The following is a 20,712-nucleotide window of genomic DNA, read 5'->3' as shown; positions in this document are numbered from 1 at the left end:
TGCCATCCCAACTCGTCCAGGAAGTACCAAGCAACATCCCGCCTGTCCTGTTGCCAGAATTCATCAAAAGCCGGATCCTTGAGCGCTCGCCCCAGATAGGGAATATTCGTCGCCTCCAGATCCTGCGCCCTGCGTCGACTGTCTCCCCATTGGAATAAAGGCATTGCCAAATGCCGGGAGCGTGCGCATAACCTCGGGGCTCTGCCCTATATGCTCACCCTCACCACGACAGCCAAGCCGGAGGCGTCGTCGAAGTATGGGCGTCGGCGCCATTCGTATTCGTCATCGCTCTCCTGAACATCATCAGGCCAGGTGTTTCGACGAAGCTGAAACCATTCGTCGGGAGCCGAAGCAACCTCCGCACCCTCAAAACACTGGTACCTCACGAGGCAAGTTAATCGCGATGTACAAGGATCGGGCAGCCTGTCTCCTGACGGAACGCGTTCGCCATTTTGCCCGCAGGCGGTGCCAACGGCGCACGGTGGTGGAAATTAGCAAGCATGGGTGGCGCAGCACACGACGAGCGCAAACGCGAACCCAGCAGCGTCGCTGACGCCAGACCCGAATCACGGGAACGGCAGTGGACTATCGCGGCGAGCGTCGGCAACGCCGCCCCGGGCATACAGATTCCGGATTTGATATCGTGACGAACGGGCGGTCGGTGTCATCTCATCCTTAACCTGACCCGACCATAGTCACAGCTCGTCTGCGAAAGGAAGGGCGGATATGGACGTAGCGACAATCGGATTTACCAGAAAGTCTGCGGAGACGTTCTTTGGTCTGCTGCGTAAGGCTGAAGTTCGGACACTGCTGGATGTGCGCCTGAATAACGTCTCACAACTCGCCGGGTTTGCGAAGAAGCCCGACCTCAAATACTTTCTGTCGGAACTGCTCGGCGCCAGGTTTATCGAACTCCGTGACCTGGCACCCGAGAAGGAGATGCTCAAGCGATATCAGAAAAAGGAACTCAGCTGGGAAAGCTACGCTGCGGAATACCTTGAGTTATTGGCAACACGTCGAGTCGAGACCAAACTCGATATAGCCCTGTTCGATAAGGGATGCCTCCTGTGCAGCGAAGACAAGCCGCATCACTGCCACCGCCGGCTCGCGGTTGAATATCTGAATTCCCAATGGGATAACAGGTTAAAGGTAACGCACCTGTTTTAACAGGACCTCTGACGGCTGGAGCCTTCCAGATGCCGTTGGAGTTAACGTCGCACGCAGCCTTGAGCCGGACGATAGTCTGGGCAGAAAAGGCAACAGCCAGTACATTGAGATACCGAAGGTACAGATTTTTTGGGGGCTATCCCGCCGGGCAGCGATGCCCGGAAAATACGATCGAGCACATTGCGCAGGCTGACGAGCCCCACAATTCCCACGGCGAAACCGCGATAGCCACCTTCTGTGCCCGCGTCAATTCGATGACAACGTGCACGCCTATAAGACCCACACCGAACGCGTCTCGCAACTTGCGACTTGCCATCGAAATGACGGCGATCCCTGCAGTCACCTTCAGGCATAGCAACCCCGTATCAGCAGAATTGCGGCCTTTCTTGTCGCGTCCAAGTACACGTCCTGGTGCTTGACCATCCAGTTACGCTGCGCCTGCTCAGGCTGCTCTCCTCCGATGGCTTTTCAGCCACCCGGTGAAATGCGAAATCCAGTGCCGACGACCGCCGCGACAAAGTCCATGACACCATCGCGATCAGCGCGAGCGTCAACGTGACGCCGGGATGCTGCAGTACGCATGGCGTCCCATGACCCAGATTGCAAGCGGTGCCCCGATAACCGCGCCGCGTCGATATCTCGTGACCGCAAATCCTGTAGCCATATTGCGCCAGTCAGAGCACCACTTGATCAGTGTCGATTCAGCCGGGATATAACCGACCCCTGCGCTATCCTGATACCGTTCGCGTGTATGGGACCTTGCACCCGATGGGTGCGGGCGTTTGCAATAACCTCATGCTCGAGGCCAGGAAGCCCGATAGTGGTCCACTCCAGCAGGAGTGCACCACTATCAGGTTGTAACCAATTGCCCTGTTTCACCGACAGAGGAATAGATCGGGGCTGCCCGATCTTCGCCTTATCGGCCGCCTTCAACGACCGAAAGATAGTTCTTCACCGAGGTAACGCCCGGTACCTGGCCTGCGATCGTGGCCGCGTTTTCAATGTCTTCCTGACGGGCGACTTCACCGGCTAGACCAACTTCTCCGTGCTTGGCAATCACCCGAACGTCGACGGTATCGATTTTCCCTTTCACGAGGGCATCGCGCACCTGACGCTCCAGCAAGTGATTTGCTTTTCTTTCTGCGGCCCGGGTGGCGTGCGTGCTCGAAGCCGGAGTTTGCGCAAAGGACATCAAAGGTTGAACGGAAAACGTAAGCACTACAGACAATGTGGCGGCTGCCACCAAACGACCAGCGATCGGCTTCATGCCAAACTCCGTGGGGTTGAATTTCGTGGTCCCGTATCCGGGAGAGACTTCGCCGGCGAACGACTGTAGCTGAAATGCACGGACCGGCGTGCGAGAGATAATACTTGCCGACGAAGTGCAGGTGCAAGCGGGAAACGTGAAGGTCGCCTGGCTCGCTTCACGTTCCACGGCAAGGTGTTCTGGCATGCCGCAACGCCTGAAAGAGTCTGTGAAGCGGTGCAGCGCTTCATTGAATGCGACGGATTCGATCATATGATCATGCCTGAAAAGGTTGCTCCAACCTCCGCATAGGCGTTCGTTCACGTAAGCTGATAAGGACGAACAGGTACAACCGGTTTGGGCATGGGACATCTGCATAGCTCGAGTACGGAGCGTTCAATATTCCGCGACATCGCATCGAGCGCAAGCGCGTTGGGGGCAACGCTGAACGGATCGGCAACTTCGCTCGCGATCGCCTCAAGTGCGATCAACGTATAGGAAATGAAGACACAGAGCAACGGAGTAAAGAACTCCGTGGAATCCACGAGTCCGAACGGCAGCAATACGCAATAGGAATAGACCGTCCGATGTAGCAAGACGTTATACGCAAAAGGAATGGGCGTGGAGGCGATGCGCTCGCATCCGCCCAACGCCTTGCCAAGTTCGTCGAGCTGCGCATCGAACATCCACAGCTTCGCATCGGACGTGTTGATGCGGCGATTCGGAACCGTGAGTTCACGCCGTATCTTGTTGAGAATGAACATCGGCTTGTAGACCACCCCGCTCAACTCCTCAGCCTGTTCGCGACCAAGGAGACGCTGAATATCCGCCGTGGAATCGGTGGCACGCAGTTCGTGCTTGAGGGTATACACAAAGGCAATGACTTGCTTTGCGATACGCAAGGTATCCGCATGTTCGGGAACATAGCAGAGTATCTGCGAAGTGAGCGATCGCGACGCGATCAGCAGATTGCCCCAGAGGTGCCGCGCTTCGTTGAAGCGCTCATAACTGGCATTGTTTCGGAATGCAAGGAAGATAGCCAGTGCGACACCGAACAGCGTAAAAGGCGCGGTATTAAGGGGAATCTTTTCCCCGAACACGCGGCCGTGCGTAAACACGGCAAGCGTGCTCACAACCGCCATGAAACACAGTTGTGGAATGATCGATGAGAGGACCGATCCGTTCCAGACGAACAGCAAACGGAACCAGTTTTCTCGGGGTCGAACGATCATGATCGTACTTTTTCTTGTGAGATAAAGTGGGCTGCCAGCGCCAGCGCCAGCGCCAGCTTCGATTCGTGTGCGTAGCTCGACTGGGCACAAATTCGAATCGGTTGTGCGACGTGAATGACGAGGATATTGCGACAGTTCCTGTCACGGCGCGAGGCGTGCATGATCAATCCAAACGCTCGCGCTGGCGCGAGCGGGAGTCTCGCCGATCTTGCAGGCGCCAGGAAGTCACACGCGCTTCAGTGATAGCCATGATCCCCTTCGCGAACCTTGCCACGGAACACACGATATTGCATGGCGTTGTAGACGAGTATGACCGGTAGCACGATGATCGTGCCCACGAGGGCAAAGGACTGACTTGAGTGGCTCGACGAAGCGTCCCAGATTGTGAGTGACGGCGGAATGATGTAAGGCCAGATGCTGATGATAAGGCCCGTATAGCCGAGAAAGCAGATCGCCAGGGAGAGCAGGAAGGGTGTCGCTTCATGGCGCCGAGTGAGCGAGCGATAGATGCCCAGCACGCAGAGCACGACCAGAACCGGCACCGGCAGGAACCAACCGAGATTGCCGCTAAAAAACCAGCGGTGCCTCACGGCAGGCAGGCCCAGCACGGTCCAGAGACTGACGATTGTGATCGCGAGAAACAGCACGGCAATGAGCGGGCGCATTACCTCGCGCATCCTGCGCTGCAATTCACCGTCCGTCTTCAGGATCAGCCAGCCGCAACCGAGCGTCGCATAGGTGAGCAGCACGCCGAAGCCGCAGAACACGCTGAATGGCGAGAACCAGTCGAACGGGTCGCCCGCGAACTTGTCATCGACGATCTTGATACCCTGCAGGAGCGATCCGAGCGTGATTCCCTGGCACATTGCCGCGAGCGCCGAGCCCCCGATAAAGGCGAGATCCCACGCGTGCTGCGTGCGCGTGGCCTTGGCGCGCAACTCGAAGGCGGCGCCGCGGAAAATCAGGCCCACCACCATGAGGATCAGCGGCATGTAGTTGGCAGGCAACAGCGTCGAATACACCACGGGAAACGCGCCATAAAGAGCGGCACCCCCAAGCACGAGAAACGTTTCATTGCCGTCCCACACCGGTGCGACGGTATTCAGCATTACCTCGCGTTCACCCTTGCCCTCGAAAAAGGGGAATAGCAACCCGACACCGAGGTCGAAACCGTCGAGCATCACATAAATGAATACACCGAGTCCGATGATGGCAGCCCAGATAACCGGAAGGTCGATTTGCATGGTCTTACTCTCCCACAACGGCATCGAGCGTGCGATTGTGCAATCCCGGATATTTGAGCGATTCGGTGCCTTCGACACCACTCGCCGGGCCCTTCTTCATCATCTTGAGCATGTAGTAGATGCCCGTTCCGAACACGAGAAAATAGACGATGACGAAGATCAGTAACGAAACGCCGGCCTGCTGTGACCCGATGGGCGAAATCGAATCGGCGGTGCGCAAGACGCCATACACGGTCCACGGCTGCCTGCCGACTTCGGTGGTAATCCATCCCGCGAGCAAAGCCAGGATGCCGGACGGCCCCATGCAGAACACAAACCATTGAAACCAGCGCGCTTCGTAGAGGCGCCCGCCGCGACGGAGTATGAGGCCTAGCACGGCAGTCAACAGCATCAACATGCCAAGACCGGCCATGACGCGGAACGTCCAGAATATGATTGGCGAGAACGGGCGATCCTCCGGCGGGAACTCCTTGAGTCCGCGGATTTCGCCATTCCAGCTATGCGTGAGAATCAGACTGCCGAGATGTGGCACCTTGATGGCGTAACGCGTCACTTCGGCATTCATGTCGGGCAGACCGACGAGATTGAGCGCGGTGCCACCGTGCTCTGTCTCCCAGAGCCCTTCGATCGCGGCGATTTTCGCGGGTTGATACTCACGCGTATTGAGACCGTGTGCGTCGCCGACAAAGATCTGAACCGGAGCGAGAAGAAGCAATATCCATAGCGCCATCGAAAAGCTGCGTTTGACCGGTACGTCACGCCGCCCGTGCAACAAGTGCCACGCTCCGCAAGCCGCAACAATAAAGGCGGCCACGATAAAGGCGGCGATCGTCATATGCGCCAGACGGAACGGGAACGAAGGGTTGAAAATCACTTTCCACCAGTCGACGGGAACAATGCGGCCGTTCTGTATTGCATAGCCCTGCGGTGTTTGCATGAAACTGTTCGACGCGAGAATCCAGAAGGTCGAAATCAGCGTGCCGATCGCGACCATCAATGTGGCGAAGAAATGCGCCTTCGGGCTCACACGGTTCCAGCCGAACAGCATCACACCGAGAAATCCCGCCTCGAGAAAAAACGCAGTCAGGACTTCATAGGTCAGCAACGGTCCCGTAATATTTCCAGCAACCGTCGAGAAGCCACTCCAGTTCGTGCCGAACTCGTACGCCATCACGACGCCTGAGACCACCCCCATGCCAAAACCTACCGCGAAGATTCTCGACCAGAAGCGGTACATATCCTTATAAGCCGCGTCGCCCGTGAGCAGCAAGCGCCACTCGAGAACGGCGAGGAAACTTGCCATGCCGATGCTGATTGCCGGAAAGACGATATGAAACGAAACCGTGAATGCGAACTGCAGCCTGGCGAGATGGAATGCGTCAAAGATATCCATGATTGTTTTGAACTCCTGGTGACGACTTTATTTGCATGTCCAAGACATTCCGGCCGGTAAAACAGTCCTCCGGCAGTACTACCCCGAGCGGGTAAGGCGGGCTTCCCGCCGCACGCGCGACGTGAACGGGCACAGACTTGTAGGAGGATGTACTACTCATGCAGTGGGTCATCTGGTTGACGTCTCCACTCCCGCGAGGACTGTTGATTACCCGGGCTGCCACGCCCCAGGTTCCTCTTGCCAATGCCCGGTGCTCCCCGGAGGATTTCGCAATGGCGATCTTCCTCGCCCGACTTCAGGTCATGCAGTGGAGACGCATGCGCCCGGGGAGCAATTCCCAGGCGATCCGACAGGGAGTCCATCGCTGCATAGTCCCGGCTTAAATCCCCCTCGGTCATAAACGCGAACTGCAGCAGGGTTCGCGGAACTGCAATGAGAGGATACGGGCGCGCATGCAGCTCGCCGACGGCCGCGGCCCGATCCTCGTGAGCCGGCATGCCATATACGGTCGGGGACGCCTGCTGGGCCGCTTTGGCTAGAACTGGCTCGTTCATGATGACCTTGATTTTTCGTCGAAGCGAAGCGCTCAGGCCTCGCGGTACGTACCTTTTTGCCTGGCTACGTTTATAGCCGGCGCATCCATCAGCCCGGGGCAGACAGTTGCAGGGTTCCAGCTGGAGTTCCTGCCGACAATTGTCGACCGGCGTCATGCACGAAGGTGGCGTTGCCGCTTTCAATCCCCGAAGACACGAATGCTGCGAAGCCCGGCGCGGACCAGCCTTGTTGCGGCGAGAGCTTGATGTGAACGAAGTACGGACGCATGAAGCTGGCTCTGATCCACCGCGAAGCGGTTGAAACCCACGCCGCGCTCGCTTATTGCAGCCAGCATCAACCCTTGGAGTGTCAGTGACCGAACGTCGACCTTCGCGCTTTGAGCTACATATGCGCTACATGTCTATCCACGTCGACATTAACGGCCCGTTCTGACTTCGTCAGAAGATGAAAAATCGCATTTAACTTGCAACAGGTCAAACTCGAAAATTCTATGATTTGATAGCCCGCACCTATCATCGCCCTTCGGACAGGTCATTAGACAATTCATGTGGCCTGAATCGTGCCGTTTGAACCGCCACGGATCCACGGCGAGTCTGCCGAGTGAGCACGTCCTAAGGGTGTTTGGGAGTGCCGACCCTGGCCAGCTAAATCCTGAAGATGTCCGGCTGCGCAAGCGTAGCCTGATCTTATGAGATTATGCAGGGCACGCCTGGTCGGCGAGCACCTCCCGGCACTCGCCAAATTCGATATCAACCCTCGTTAAAGCAGCGACTACATGAAGATAAATTGACGATAAAGCCCGTTCAACTGATCGCGGGTATCTTCAATTTTCTTTTCGTCACCAGCATCCGTGAATTCAAGCAACCTCTCCTCCTTTTTCGTAATCTGGTCACAGAGGTCTGAAAGATTTTTACAGAAAGCCACCGAATGAACCGAAGCGTTCTCTTCCGGTTCAACGTGTTCGGAAGCCAGCTTTCGCACAGACGAAGCTGGCACGATTCCGTTTTCTTCATTAAATTCGATCTGCTTCTTTCTTCGGCTGCCTGTCTCATCCATTGCCTGTTTCATCGCCGGCGTGATGCCATCGGCATACAGGATCGCCCGGCCTTCTTCGTTGCGGGCAACGCGGCCGATCATCTGGATAAGGGCCTGTGCCGAGCGCAGGAAGCCTGCATGATCCGCATCGAGAATGGCCACTAAAGCAGCCTCCGGGATATCCAAGCCCTCCCGCAAAAGGCTAATCCCGATCAACACATCAAATTCCCCCTCGCGAAGCCCATTTATAATTTCTATGCGATCTTCGGTCTTTATGTCAGCGTGCAGATACCGGGAACGAATGCCCCGCTCTGTCATAAAATCGTTGAGCTCCTCGGCTGCTCTTTTTGTCAGCGTGGTGACCAGGACCCGATTTTTGTTTTTCACGCATTTTTTTATCTCGACGAGCAGATCGTCTATACATCCATCCGTTGTCCGCACTTCCACTTCTGGATCCAGCAACCCGGTCGGCCTGATAATTTGGCTAACAAATCGGCCTTTCGAAATCGCCAATTCGTAGTTTCCGGGGGTCGCCGAAACAAAGATAGTCTGAGGTTTGACCTTTTCAAATTCCTCAAAACTTAACGGACGATTGTTTTTTGATGACGGCAGCCGGAAGCCGTAGTCGATCAGCGTATCTTTGCGACTCTGGTCACCCTTATACATTGCCGAGATTTGCGGGACCATCACATGGGACTCGTCGACAAACAGCAGGCCATCCGTTGGCAGATAGTCGAGCAAGGTGTTTGGGGGCAGCGCAGGGTCCCGGCCGTTCAGATAACACGAATAGTTCTCCATCCCGGGGCAATAGCCAAGCTCCCGCATCATTTCGACATCACCTGTAATCCGCTCGTACAATCGATCCGCTTCTACGAGCCGGTTTTCGCTATTGAGCTCAGCAACTCGCGCTTCCATTTCTGCGAGTATTTTGATCGTGGCCGAGTTGACCCTGTTCCTGGGTGTTGCAAAAAGCGTCTTCGGAGAAACCAGATAATGATCAATTTCCCCCAATTGGGCTCCCGTGGCAGGATCTATCCAGTGAACGGATTGCACAGAATCATCGAGCAACTCCACGCGGACGGCCCTATATTCAGAATCCGCCGGAAAGATGTCAACTGCATCGCCTCTAACCCGGAACGTCCCGCGCTTGAGCGTGCGTTCGACACGCTCGTACTGCAGTCGAACGAGGCGACGAATGAGTTCCCTGGGTCGGAAACTAATTCCTCGAGACAGCGCAATCTGCAGTTCGCGATACCCATTGGGATCCCCGAGTCCATATATTGAAGACACCGAAGCGACGACGATCACGTCACGACGTTCAATCAGAGACTTCGTCGTGGACAGGCGCAAGCGTTCAAGATGATCATTGATCGCCGAGTCCTTCTGAATAAAACGATCACTGCCCGGCATATACACTTCGGGCTGAAAGAAATCATAGTAGGAAACAAAGAATTCAACCGCATTTTCAGGAAAGAACTGCTTCATCTCCTCGTAAAGCTGCGCCGTCAACGTCTTGTTGGGAGCCAGCATCAAGGTCGGACGATTGAGGCGGTGAATGACGTTTGCCATCGTAAAGGTCTTGCCCGAACCCGTGATGCCCTTCAAGGTTTGGTGCTTCGCCCCTTCCTCTATACCTTCTATCAGTCGCGCTATCGCTTCGGGTTGATCACCTGCCGGAGTATAGGCGGAGTGCAAGATGAAAGTACCAGTTGGCATTGGAAAACCTCCCTGTTGAACATCGCGAAGCCAGAGTATCCCGGCGAATGGGGTCATGCTAATCCAGAACCGCTTTCCGGCCGACGTGGAAGCACCCGGCTCATCGGAAACGTTTCGGCGCGCCGCCCGAATGGCTGATCTCAGTGTATAGCACCGCTGCCACGCGGGTAGGCTGTCCGCCCCCCCGCCCCCTAAGGCCGCACCAGCGAGCACCGGGGTTAGCATCCCGTAGATGGGTGTACGCCCATCGGATCCCGAGACAGGCCGTCACACGGCTTCGGGTTTCCGCGGGCGCACGCTCCTAGCTGGGCGTACCACCCTTATCCTGAGCAGCCTTCGGACGTAGACTCCGATGAACGCCAAGAAGCGCTTGAATGGGCGCAACGACTTCCGGGCTGTGAACCAGCTCGAGCAGAGCAGTCAGCGGGTCGGATTTCAGGCGGTGTTTAGCAGCGACAAAGCCGACGCTCGCCTGAGAACCCGGTCCTGTAATGGCAAGCGCCCGAAGGTGTGGAATCTGTTTCAGCCGCGCTGCCAGAGATTGGGGTAGCACCGTCGAATATCTCCCTGAGGCAACATGCGCCGCGAGAACATCAACCGAGTCCGTATAGATCGCTCCGGCGCACAGCGACAACTGGGCTTGAGCGATCTCTGGAATTGATGAGTTCAGAAGGCAGAGTCGCAGCTTTACGACGTGATCCCACTTGATACTCCGTGGTCGCGTTTGACGACTGGCCTGGAAAAGAAAGATTCGTTCCCGATAGAGCAAATGGGTATCCAGGCTCTTGTCGTGAAGGTCGTCGAGATATCCCAGCGCGATATCAAGCTCGCCGTCACTCAAGCCAGAAAATAAACTGGGCGCACTGCCGGTAATGATAGATTGCTCCAGGAGTGGCATCTTTTCAGCAAGCGCCACACTGAGAATGGGAGCAACGGCAGAAGTCCCGGGTAGTACGCCAAGGCGGAACTGGCCCTCGATATCATGTTGAAGCGCCGACAGGTCCCGCTTGAGACCTTTACAGTCGTCATGCATCTGTTGCGCCCAGGCCAAAACCAGCATACCTTCCTTGGTTAGCCCGTCATAGCGCTGGCCGTGTCGCACGATCTCGGCATCCAGATCCTTTTCTAACTGCCTGATACCGGCGGAAAGGGTGGGCTGCGAGACATTGCAGCTTTTGGCTGCTTTACCGAAATGGCCTTCGCGGTTCAAGGCAATCAGGTATTCGAAATTTCGTACGATCACGTATGCCTCTTGGGGTGACTTTCCGCGGAACGCCTTTCGGCAACGATAGCTCTCATTCTGTGTACACGTATTTTCTGTGATTTCCCTCTTGGCGATTGAGGGGAATGCTGGGAAGCGAGGAACCTGCACCTCAGGACTATACAATTCGGCGACCACGAAGCCCGCCACAGTGCACATCTTCGTATGGCTGGACGTGGCCGTCACGTCAATCTGACGGCTCCGTCGTAGGCTATATGGCTGCCAGCGGGCTTATGCCTTCGGTTTTGTTGGCGATGTGTCGACAGCCCGATGGCCGATTCGCAGATCGGCATGACTCCGGAAGGGATGCTGCTAGCCAGCGCAGTCGCCCGGGAACCGTTGTATGAATCGCTCCCGGAAGTAGAAAGATCGGGCGCCCTGACTACGGTTGCCTTTACGCGAAGGCATGAAGATGGATGTCGTGTGGCCAGATCATCACAAAGGCGATTGTGAAACTCGCGCGTATCCCAGGTCGATTGAATGAGGCTAACAGAGACGCTTCCCAAACTCACGCTTTAAGCAACTTATTCCGCCGTGAAGCTGTAGACGGCGAGCTTGTTACCGTCGGGGTCACGGGTGTAGGCAGCGAAAGCGTTCGGTGCGCAGCCACGCGGAGCAACCGCGCCTTCGTCAGGGCGGCCCAGCGACAGCGCGGCGTCATGAAATGCCTTGACTGCCGAACGGTTCGATGCCTTGAAGCTGACGGTGACGCCATTGCCGACGCTAGCCGGTTGACCATTGGCGGGCTTCAGGACGAAGAAGCTCGGCGTGCCGTCGCCCAGATCGAACCGATGTCACCGGAAAGATCTGCGCTACGCGACCAGCCCAGGGTCTTGAGAACCTTGTCATAAAATGCGCGTGCTTCGGGCAAGTTGTTGGTGCCAACCGTGACGTGGGTAAAAGTGGTGATAATCCTATTCCTCAAGGAAAGTAGCGAAATCAAAGTTCTACTGGTGCCGTCGGTCCGCGTGCTGGTGTTGTAAGCGAATCGGCGAGATTGCAAAGCGATCTGTCCGGGGCAGCCTGGCAATCCACTGCGTGTCAGCGAAGCCATCGGGCTGTCTATGCACATTCAGCAAGACCAAGTCTATTGGCACGTCACGGACGATTTTGGCCAAGTTCCTTCCTGTCAATCACGTGGAGTCGTGAAATGTTTCCCCTTTTGCATGACGGTCAACCCGTCATAGAGTCCGGCGGTTCCGATTCTCGATGCGCCACTGCGTCGGCGGGCAGCCATCAGGTGCATCTCGTCATCTACCCGGGCTTCAAGTTGATGGAGGCGGTTGGCCCGGTCAGCGTGCTCAGCTATGCGAACCGTCATCTGGCGTTGCAGGGGGATTCGAGGCGATACGAGATTCATATCGTGGCGCCGCAGGCCGGACGTATTCCCTCGGACACGCTGATCTCGCTTGAGGCAAGTGCTGGTTTGCCGGAGCGTGAGGCGCTCTCGACGGTGCTGGTCGCTGGCGCGCTGGACATCGAGACAGCGGTCGCGCGCGAAGCCGGGCTGGTCGACTGGTGTCGCCGGCGCGCAGCTTCAGCGAAGCGCTTCGCCGCACTGTGCTCGGGAAGTTTTTTTCTGGCGAACGCTGGCGTATTGAGTGGGCGTCGTGCTGCCACCCACTGGAGTGTTGCAACCCTGCTGCAGCAGCGGTTTCCCTCGGTGGAGGTGGACGCAGATGCCATCTTCATCCAGGAGGGCAACATGTGGACCTCGGCAGGTGTAACTGCCGCGATTGACCTTACGTTAGCGTTCGTTGAGCAGGACTTCGGTCGCAACCTTGCGCTGACCGTAGCCCGGGATCTCGTCATCTATCTGAAGCGGCCGGGCGGGCAGTCACAGTTCAGCGATCTGTTGAACAGCCAGATGACGGCTGCACCGGAGATACGTGATGTGCAGAGCTGGGTGATGTCCAATCTGAGCAAGCCCCTGCAGTTGGAGGATATGGCCGACAAGGCGGGAATGAGTGTTCGCAACTTCACCCGCCTGTTCAAGGAGGAGGTCGGAATATCGCCGGCCAGCTATCTGGTTCGTGCGCGTTGTGAGCGGACCGCGACGTTGCTGCTCGACAGCGACCTGCCCCTGAAGACGATTGCCTCGCGGGTTGGTTTCCCGACCGAAGAGCAGATGCGCAAAGCATTCGTACGTCAGTTTTCGCTCACGCCACGTGCCTATCGGGCACGCTTTAGCACCAGTAGCCTGAAGAGTGCATGAGCGATGCCCTTGCGTGGGGAGCGACATTAAGTTCCCGCTGGTGAGCTACCTTAGCAAACCGGGTGGCAACCGTGGCAGCAGAGAAGCGAGCGGGAACGCGATACCACGGCTTGTGCGCTACGCGCCGCGACAATAATTCCCACCTGTCCCAGATTGAAATCACGCTCGACCAGAAGTTCCGTAAAGGCAGCGAGCGGCAGCACGACTGAGGGGTGGAACAAGTGGGCTTTGACCAGGGCTTTCATTTTCGACTCCGTCATTGGAAGGCCGCACAGGATCAAACTCGAGCGAGTGGTTGCTGGTTCGCGATCAGCGGCAGGATAAGAAACACTTTATTGGATTAGTGCGGACGATTCTGGACAGAAATCCCGTCGAAGAATCAATTGGATGCGTGCAAACCCTGACTACGCAATCGGGTCCGCGCACGTTGGTTGACGCGCCCGGACGGGACGCCGCAACTGATGGGGCTGCACAGAGCTCCCCCACATCAGGACAATCGGGCGTCACAGGGCGACCGGAATCGCGGCCCGCCCCGTAATTCATGGAGCGCTGGCCGGTGTATGCGCTCGTGCCCGCTTCGCGAAACGGCACGATCCGCGCCGGCCCAGTGACCCTGATCGCCCGTTCAAAGGGCGATGATCGATGTGTTCTATCAATTCATAGAATTTTCGAGTTTGACCTGCTGCGGCGAAGATGCGATTTTTCACCAGTAACGAATTCGGAACGGGCCTTGAATGCGCGAGCCTGGCACCTGTCTATTTTCCAGAGGATCGCACCACAAAGTCACGACCGTCATTTGTTACGACCGGCACCTTAATGCACTTAACGCAGGAGGTAAGCGAAATGGCTCAACCTGGTAACAGAATCGTCACTTTCGAAAAGCCGATGGAAATGAAAGTTAACACTTTCAAGTTCCCCGAACTCATCACTCCCCAAGGAAAAAGCGCACCTCACGGAGCGATCCTCAAGATCGTCACGACAAACATCTGTGGTAGCGACCTTCACATCTATCGAGGCTCCTTTCCGGTGCCCAAAGGGATGACGATGGGTCATGAGATGACCGGCGAGGTGATCGAAGTTGGGTCGGATGTCGAGTTCATCAAAAAGGGCGATGTCGTTTCCGTTCCGTTCAACGTGGGCTGCGGCCGATGTTACAACTGCAAGCACATGCGTTCCGAAGTTTGCGAAAATACGAATACCGACGTCGACTGCGGCGCCTATGGGTTCAACCTCGGCGGCTGGACCGGCGGACAGGGCGATTACCTGTTCGTCCCTTATGCCGATTTCAACCTCCTGCGCTTTCCTGACAAGGACGCAGCGATGGAGAAGATCCGCGACCTGACTCTTCTCTCCGACGTGCTGCCCACCGCTTTTCATGGTTTCGCCGCGCCAGACTGGCCCGCAGCGCCAGCATATATCGTGGGCGAGAATGTACTGATCTTCGGCGCCGGGCCGGTAGGACGGGCAGGCGCAGCGTGTGCGAAGCTGCTCGGAGCCGGGGCAATCGTCGTTGCCGATTTCATCCCGGAGCGGCTGGATCTTCTCAAGCCACACGGTATTGAAACGATCAACCTCTCCGACGGAACACCGATTGAAGATCATCTCGAGCGCATTACCGGCCATCGGGAGGTCGATCGCGTCATAGACTACGTCGGTGTCGACTGTCGCGGCTTCGGTCCAGACGCGGGCAAGATCGTGGAGAACGCGGTCACAAACGCGATGCTGAAATATGTCCGGGCCGGTGGAACGACGAGTACCGTCGGTGTTTACTGTGCGAATCCGATTTCCAAAGACGCGGCAGCGAAGGCAGGTCATATGGATCTGGAATGGTCGAATGCATGGATCAAATCGCCGCGCATGGCGGCCGGCCAGTCCCCTACCGCGAACTACAACCGGGCATTGATGAGAGCGATTCTGAACGACCGGATGCCCTATCTCACCCCGATGATGAACATCAAGTTCATCAAGCTGGAAGATGCTCCGCAGGCGTACAAGGACTTCGATGCCGGTTCGGCGTACAAGTACGTCATCGACCCGCACGGTTCGGTCAAGCATTAATGTTCTAACAAAAAACGTTTCTTATCCCGTAGTCGATATTTCAAAACCCCATGACCCGTCGCGCAAGCATTGCTGCGTGGATGAGGAGACCAATACTTTCCAAAGGGTGACCCGCTTTTAATATTTCACATCTGCCGACTTCCCTTGTTCTATACTGGTGTATAGTATACGAAACGAGGCTGTCGCAGATGTGCTTACGGTATGTTGCTTCCCGTAACCCGTACCTTAGCTTTCGACGCGGCTCACAGCAGTGTTTTCATATTTTGCTAGCCGGCTCGCTTCATCCGTTGAAGAGCCTATTGACCCAGGGAACCTCTGCTGTGGCCTATCTTCGAATCGTACCGGTTGCATACGCACGTGGACCTGATCATGTATAGCGCCCCACTCCGTCCTGGGCTCGACGTGCTGCGCGATCACATCCACCTGTTCAATGCGTGCCACCGGGGCGTAGAGCGTGAATGTCTGCGCGTGACCGGCGATGGACACCTCTCTCTCAGCCCCCACCCCGGTGGCCTCGGTGCTGCGCTGACTCATCCGCAAATCACCACCGATTATTCCGAATCCTTGCTGGAGTTCATAACTCCAGCGCTTGCAGATCCGGTGCGAACGCTCGAAAGCCTCGATGATCTGCATCGTTCCACCTACGCAAACCTTGGCGATGAATTCCTGTGGAGTTCGTCCATGCCATGTGCACTGCCTGCCGAGGAAGAGATTCCGATCGCCATGTATGGAACCTCGAACACAGGCAGGCTCAAGCACGTCTATCGGAAAGGCCTCGCTCTGCGCTACGGGCGTACCATGCAGTGCATTGCCGGCATTCACTACAACTTCTCACTGCCGCAGGCGATCTGGCCGCTGCTTGGTGGTGGGAATCGCAGGGAACGCACTGACCGCGACCTCAAGTCCTGGGTTTATATGGGGCTGATCAGAAATTTTCACCGCTACAACTGGCTGCTGCTGTATCTGTTCGGAGCCTCGCCTGCAGTAAACGCTGACTTCCTGCGCGGTCGTCGCCACGAACTGGAGAGGTTAGACGGTGAAACCCTGTACCTCCCTCATGCCACGAGCCTGCGGATGAGTGATCTGGGCTACCAGAGCCATGCCCAGTCAAGCCTAGCGCCCTGTTACGACAGTCTGACGGGCTACATCGACGCGCTGGTAATGGCGATGGGCACGCCTTATCCGTTATATGGGCAGATTGGCACGCATCGGGGGGCGGAATGGGTGCAACTCAACACGAATATTCTGCAGAGTGAGAACGAGTTCTACTCGAACATCCGGCCCAAGCGCGTCGCCCGCGCTGGAGAGCGGCCTGTAGAAGCGCTAAAGGACCAAGGGGTGGAATATGTCGAGGTGCGCAGCCTTGACATCAACCCCTTCCTGCCGTTGGGCATTGATGAGTCACAGGCGCATTTCCTTGATGCGTTCCTGTTGTTCTGCGCCTTGCGTGAGAGCCCACTTTTGCGTGACGGAGAATTTGCGCAAGGGGTTGCCAATGGGCTCACCGTAGCCAGGGAAGGTCGTCGTCCGGGACTGGTATTGCAGCGTGGAGCCCAATCTGTTTATCTGAAAGATTGGTCCAACGAATTGCTCGCCGACATCGCGCCACTGGCTGAAATGCTCGATTGTGCAAAGGGTGGCGGCAGCCATCGTCAAGCCCTCGCGGCTCAAAGCGCGAAGGTCAACGATCCGTCGCTCACGCCCTCGAGCATGATGCTGGCGACAATGAGCGAGCGCGGTGTGAGTTTCAACCGCTTCGCGATGGATCAAAGCCGGCTTCATGCGGAGTCTTTCCGCAAGCGTCCGCTGCCTGCTGACAGGCTTATGGCCTTCAGGGCGTTAGCGGACGCATCGCGGGCCGAACAGGCGCGCCTTGAAAAAGAACAGGCGAGCGGCTTCGACGCATTTGTGGGCGCCTTTCAGGGGAGTCTCCTGTCGCTCTCCGGTGACCACGCGACCCTGATCTAACTTTGCCGGCGTCCGGGATTGGGCAATTACGTCAGGTACGCAGGGTTGGAGGGCGCCTGCGCGCAGGAGTGTTCCGTCTTCGAACTCGATGGTGGTTGCGCATGACTCCGGTCGGTCTTCAAAATCGTTTCAGTTGCACTAGATACTATTGGGTAGTATAGTATGTGAACACTACCACCCGGGAAGGGATCTCATGCCATACAGCCCCAAAGAGAAGAAGCAGGCGCTTACGCGTGTTCGACGTATCCGAGGGCAGGCAGCGGCTCTCGAACAGGCGCTTGAAGACAATGCCGAATGCGCTGCCGTTCTTCAGCAACTGGCAGCCATCCGGGGTGCAGTCAACGGCTTGATGGCAGCTGTGCTGGAGAGCCATCTGCGAGAGGAGTTCCCGGATAGTGGAACGACGACCGATTCGCAGAAGAAGTCCATCGATGAAACGATCTCTATCGTACGGTCCTATCTTCGTTAGCCCCCGCCACGGCGGCGGGTCCTGAAGATTCAACTCAGTAAAGGAAGCGACATCATGAAATCACGTGCAGCAGTTGCCTTCGGGCCCGGAAAGCCGCTGGAAATCGTCGAGATCGACGTCGAGCCGCCGCGCAAGGGCGAAGTGCTCGTCAAGATCACGAACACCGGCGTTTGTCATACCGATGCCTTCACCTTGTCGGGTGATGACCCCGAAGGTCTCTTCCCGGTCGTGCTGGGCCATGAAGGCGCGGGCATCGTCATGGAGGTGGGTGAAGGCGTGACCAGCGTGAAGCCGGGCGATCACGTCATTCCGCTCTACACCGCCGAATGTGGCGAATGCCTGTTCTGCAAGTCCGGCAAGACCAACCTCTGTGTCGCGGTTCGCGCGACCCAGGGCAAGGGGTTGATGCCCGATGGTACGACCCGCTTTTCGTACAACGGTCAACCGCTTTACCACTACATGGGCTGCTCGACCTTCAGCGAATACACGGTAGTCGCCGAGGTATCGCTGGCCAAGATCAACCCGGACGCGAACCCGGAGCACGTGTGCCTGCTCGGTTGCGGCGTGACCACCGGTATCGGCGCCGTTCACAACACGGCCAAGGTGCAGCCAGGCGACTCGGTAGCCATCTTCGGCCTCGGCGGTATCGGTCTCGCTGCGATTCAGGGCGCACGCCAGGCCAAGGCGGGTCGCATCATTGCCATCGACACCAATCCGGCCAAGTTCGAGCTGGCCCGTACATTCGGCGCGACCGAATGCCTCAACCCCAAGGACTACAACAAGCCGATTCAGGAGGTCCTCATCGAGATGACCGGCTGGGGTGTCGACCACACCTTCGAGTGCATCGGTAACGTCAACGTCATGCGTTCCGCACTGGAAGCGGCTCACCGCGGTTGGGGGCAGTCGATCGTCATCGGCGTTGCCGGTGCCGGCAAGGAAATCTCGACCCGTCCGTTCCAGCTGGTCACGGGCCGTGTCTGGAAGGGTTCCGCTTTCGGCGGGGTCAAGGGCCGCACCCAGCTTCCCGGCATGGTGGAAGACGCAATGAAAGGCGAAATCGATCTCGCCCCGTTCGTCACCCACACCATGGGTCTCGACGATATCAACGAAGCCTTCGATCTGATGCACGAAGGCAAGTCGATTCGCACGGTGATCCACTACTGATTCACGGATCACGAACTATCCATTCAACACCAGACATCAAGGAAACTCTCCATGTCCACTCCAGTTATTTCCGGTGACGGCATCTTCTCGCACGTCTTTCTCGGCGCCGCCGACGTTCAGAAGTCGGTCGCGTTTTACGACGCCGCTTTGGGTGCTCTCGGCATCAAGAACCTCGGTCCTTTCGGCAGTGGTTGGGTGCTTTACGGTCGCGACAAGCCGGCCTTCATCATTGCCCGGCCGGGCAACGGTGAAGCGCCGTCCAGCAATGGCGTGACCGTCGGCTTTGCCGCCGCCACTCCCGCCGAAGTGGATGCCTTCCATGCCGCCGGCCTTGCCGCAGGCGGCACCGACGAGGGCCAGCCTGGCCCGCGTGGTCACCTGCCGGGTGCCTATGCGGCCTACCTGCGTGATCCGGCAGGCAACAAGGTTTGCTCGTACACCTTCGTCTGAAAGCAAGGACGCTGAGAGTCTTCCAAAGGAGCCGGCACAAGCCTCTATTCGGCTAGCGCATTAGCCAAACCGGATAGGGCGTGCCGGCTCACGAGGCTCGGCCCGCAGCCGTGTACGAAGTGCACGGCTGCGGGCATTTACCGCAAAGCGTAATGCTTTTCAGCCAATGGGAAATGAGGTCGTTATGAAAGAGCTGGCCAACATCAATATGACGACCGCACAACCCGCCTCGACCGCCACTGTGTACGGCATGCCGGCCTATGCTGATCGTGCTGCAGCCGTGGGTGAAGTGCATGCGCGCCCGCATCTGTTGATTCAGGCCCCCCGCGGCATATTGCAGTTCGCCTTCATGACCGAAGGAGACACCGCCAGGGACCAGGCAGCGATGAGCGAGTTGTCTCATCGCTTCGGCGTTGCCGAGCCCGACCACGCTACGCCGCTTCACGGCTTGACATGGGATGAGGGAGACCTGCACTGCGAAAAACACACCGAGTTCTCGACGTATCTCTGGTGTGCCGCGCTGGATCCCGAGACCGGAGAGCCATGCGGCGAAAATCCGTTCAGGCACGGCTTCGTTCCTCCCGGCCCGGTCGTATCCGGCATACGTTTGAGACTGCTTCCATGGACGCCGGAAACGGAGAAGGAGGCCGATCGCTTTGATCCTGCCAGTCTGTGCTACTCGCTGGTGGAGAATGGTTCTGCCGCCATCCTGACCGACTTCCGCCAGGGTGAGGACGGTCTGACGCATATCCTGATCCTCTCACGCGATTTGAACCCGACGCGCGCAGGCGCGCTGGCCCAACGCCTTCTGGAGACCGAGACCTATCGGACCCTGGCGTTGCTGTCCCTGCCATTAACACGGTCGATGACGTCGGAGTTGCGGCGCATGGAGTCGCGACTCGCGGCGATCACCGACGAGATGTGTACGAGTCTGGTGGGAAGACGCGACAGCGACGTTCTTCTTGCCGAACTGACCCGCCTGGCGGCTGAACTGGAAGCCGGCGTTGCGGCAAACCTCTATCGCTTCGGTGCCAGCCGCGCCTACTACGAGATCGTTGAGGAAAGGCTGGAGGCGCTTTCGGAAGAGGTTGTGTCCGGGTACTGCACCTGGCGCGATTTTCTGCAGCGCCGCATCGCCCCGGCGATGCGGACATGCCAATCCGTGAAGGAGCGTCAGGCCAAGCTCTCCGACAAGCTGAATCGGGCCATCTCGCTTCTGCGCTCCTGGATCGACGTCGAACTCGAACGCCAGAACCGGGACCTGCTGGCGTCGATGAACAACCGGGCGAAGATGCAATTGCGCCTTCAGCAAACGGTCGAAGGCCTGTCGGTCGCGGCAATTTCCTACTACGTCGTGAATCTTCTTGGCGATGTCGTGAAGGGCATTCCCGGCATTCACGACATCGTGGAACCCGACTCCGCGGTTGCGATCCTCGTGCCCGTGGTCATGCTGGCGATCTGGTGGACCGTGCGCAGGATCAGACACGCCCACGGCGATCCGGCAGCGGAAGAAAAGTCTTCCTGAGGGGCCCTGAGGGG

At 57.4% G+C, this 20,712-nt stretch carries 17 protein-coding genes; 8 read left to right on the top strand and 9 right to left on the bottom strand.

The genetic code is table 11. The features are described from left to right. Window positions 1-726 precede the first annotated feature (726 nt). Window positions 727-1,167 carry a DUF488 domain-containing protein gene (locus BPHYT_RS00580; protein ID WP_012431218.1) on the top strand — a complete coding sequence of 147 codons (441 nt, stop codon included), beginning with the start codon at window positions 727-729 and terminating at the stop codon, window positions 1,165-1,167. A gap of 916 nt (window positions 1,168-2,083) precedes the next feature. On the opposite strand, the gene BPHYT_RS36995 is transcribed toward BPHYT_RS00580, so the two are convergent. From BPHYT_RS36995 to BPHYT_RS38970, 8 genes are all read right to left on the bottom strand, one after another. Beyond that, window positions 2,084-2,686, bottom strand: a complete 603-nt coding sequence (locus BPHYT_RS36995) for a BON domain-containing protein (protein ID WP_012431217.1) — start codon at window positions 2,684-2,686, stop codon at window positions 2,084-2,086. 47 nt (window positions 2,687-2,733) lie between these two features. Further along, on the bottom strand, window positions 2,734-3,645 hold the full coding sequence (locus tag BPHYT_RS00570) for a bestrophin family protein (protein WP_012431216.1): 912 nt from the start codon (window positions 3,643-3,645) through the stop codon (window positions 2,734-2,736). Between the two features lie 236 nt (window positions 3,646-3,881). Then, the gene (gene cydB / locus BPHYT_RS00565; RefSeq protein WP_012431215.1) at window positions 3,882-4,889 is read right to left on the bottom strand and encodes a cytochrome d ubiquinol oxidase subunit II; all 1,008 of its coding nucleotides are present in this window, start codon (window positions 4,887-4,889) and stop codon (window positions 3,882-3,884) included. Window positions 4,890-4,893: 4 nt separating this feature from the next. Beyond that, window positions 4,894-6,282, bottom strand: a complete 1,389-nt coding sequence (locus tag BPHYT_RS00560; RefSeq protein WP_012431214.1) for a cytochrome ubiquinol oxidase subunit I — start codon at window positions 6,280-6,282, stop codon at window positions 4,894-4,896. A gap of 152 nt (window positions 6,283-6,434) precedes the next feature. After that, complete coding sequence (locus tag BPHYT_RS00555; protein ID WP_223274408.1) at window positions 6,435-6,779, bottom strand: DUF3422 family protein; 345 nt, start codon at window positions 6,777-6,779, stop codon at window positions 6,435-6,437. Window positions 6,780-7,608: 829 nt separating this feature from the next. Then, window positions 7,609-9,645, bottom strand: coding sequence for an excinuclease ABC subunit UvrB (gene uvrB, locus BPHYT_RS00550; protein ID WP_223274401.1), 2,037 nt, complete (start codon window positions 9,643-9,645; stop codon window positions 7,609-7,611). 244 nt (window positions 9,646-9,889) lie between these two features. Then, window positions 9,890-10,831 carry a LysR family transcriptional regulator gene (locus BPHYT_RS00545; RefSeq protein ID WP_012431211.1) on the bottom strand — a complete coding sequence of 314 codons (942 nt, stop codon included), beginning with the start codon at window positions 10,829-10,831 and terminating at the stop codon, window positions 9,890-9,892. A gap of 766 nt (window positions 10,832-11,597) precedes the next feature. Then, on the bottom strand, window positions 11,598-11,903 hold the full coding sequence (locus tag BPHYT_RS38970) for a VOC family protein (protein WP_223274402.1): 306 nt from the start codon (window positions 11,901-11,903) through the stop codon (window positions 11,598-11,600). Between the two features lie 96 nt (window positions 11,904-11,999). Between BPHYT_RS38970 and BPHYT_RS00535 the strand changes: the two genes are divergently transcribed. Beyond that, window positions 12,000-13,064, top strand: a complete 1,065-nt coding sequence (locus BPHYT_RS00535; protein ID WP_012431210.1) for a GlxA family transcriptional regulator — start codon at window positions 12,000-12,002, stop codon at window positions 13,062-13,064. Window positions 13,065-13,114: 50 nt separating this feature from the next. Here BPHYT_RS00535 and BPHYT_RS00530 read toward each other — a convergent pair whose 3' ends face one another. Continuing rightward, window positions 13,115-13,309, bottom strand: a complete 195-nt coding sequence (locus BPHYT_RS00530) for a hypothetical protein (RefSeq protein ID WP_012431209.1) — start codon at window positions 13,307-13,309, stop codon at window positions 13,115-13,117. A 598-nt stretch (window positions 13,310-13,907) separates the two neighbouring features. Here BPHYT_RS00530 and BPHYT_RS00525 point away from each other — a divergent pair. The 6 genes from BPHYT_RS00525 (at window position 13,908) to BPHYT_RS00500 (ending at window position 20,698) form a co-directional block, all read left to right on the top strand. Further along, the gene (locus BPHYT_RS00525; protein WP_012431208.1) at window positions 13,908-15,122 is read left to right on the top strand and encodes a glutathione-independent formaldehyde dehydrogenase; all 1,215 of its coding nucleotides are present in this window, start codon (window positions 13,908-13,910) and stop codon (window positions 15,120-15,122) included. 357 nt (window positions 15,123-15,479) lie between these two features. Continuing rightward, window positions 15,480-17,090 carry a glutamate--cysteine ligase gene (gshA, locus tag BPHYT_RS00520; protein WP_223274403.1) on the top strand — a complete coding sequence of 537 codons (1,611 nt, stop codon included), beginning with the start codon at window positions 15,480-15,482 and terminating at the stop codon, window positions 17,088-17,090. A 193-nt stretch (window positions 17,091-17,283) separates the two neighbouring features. Then, the gene (frmR, locus tag BPHYT_RS00515; protein ID WP_012431206.1) at window positions 17,284-17,559 is read left to right on the top strand and encodes a formaldehyde-responsive transcriptional repressor FrmR; all 276 of its coding nucleotides are present in this window, start codon (window positions 17,284-17,286) and stop codon (window positions 17,557-17,559) included. A 54-nt stretch (window positions 17,560-17,613) separates the two neighbouring features. Continuing rightward, window positions 17,614-18,723, top strand: a complete 1,110-nt coding sequence (locus tag BPHYT_RS00510) for an S-(hydroxymethyl)glutathione dehydrogenase/class III alcohol dehydrogenase (protein ID WP_012431205.1) — start codon at window positions 17,614-17,616, stop codon at window positions 18,721-18,723. 51 nt (window positions 18,724-18,774) lie between these two features. Further along, the gene (locus BPHYT_RS00505) at window positions 18,775-19,173 is read left to right on the top strand and encodes a VOC family protein (RefSeq protein WP_012431204.1); all 399 of its coding nucleotides are present in this window, start codon (window positions 18,775-18,777) and stop codon (window positions 19,171-19,173) included. Between the two features lie 184 nt (window positions 19,174-19,357). Further along, window positions 19,358-20,698, top strand: coding sequence for a DUF3422 family protein (locus BPHYT_RS00500; protein WP_012431203.1), 1,341 nt, complete (start codon window positions 19,358-19,360; stop codon window positions 20,696-20,698). Window positions 20,699-20,712: the final 14 nt, after the last annotated feature.

This window comes from Paraburkholderia phytofirmans PsJN, from assembly GCF_000020125.1.
Lineage (GTDB): Bacteria > Pseudomonadota > Gammaproteobacteria > Burkholderiales > Burkholderiaceae > Paraburkholderia > Paraburkholderia phytofirmans.
The sequence above is the reverse complement of the archived record's forward strand: the minus strand, read 5'-3'. Positions and strand labels throughout refer to the sequence as shown.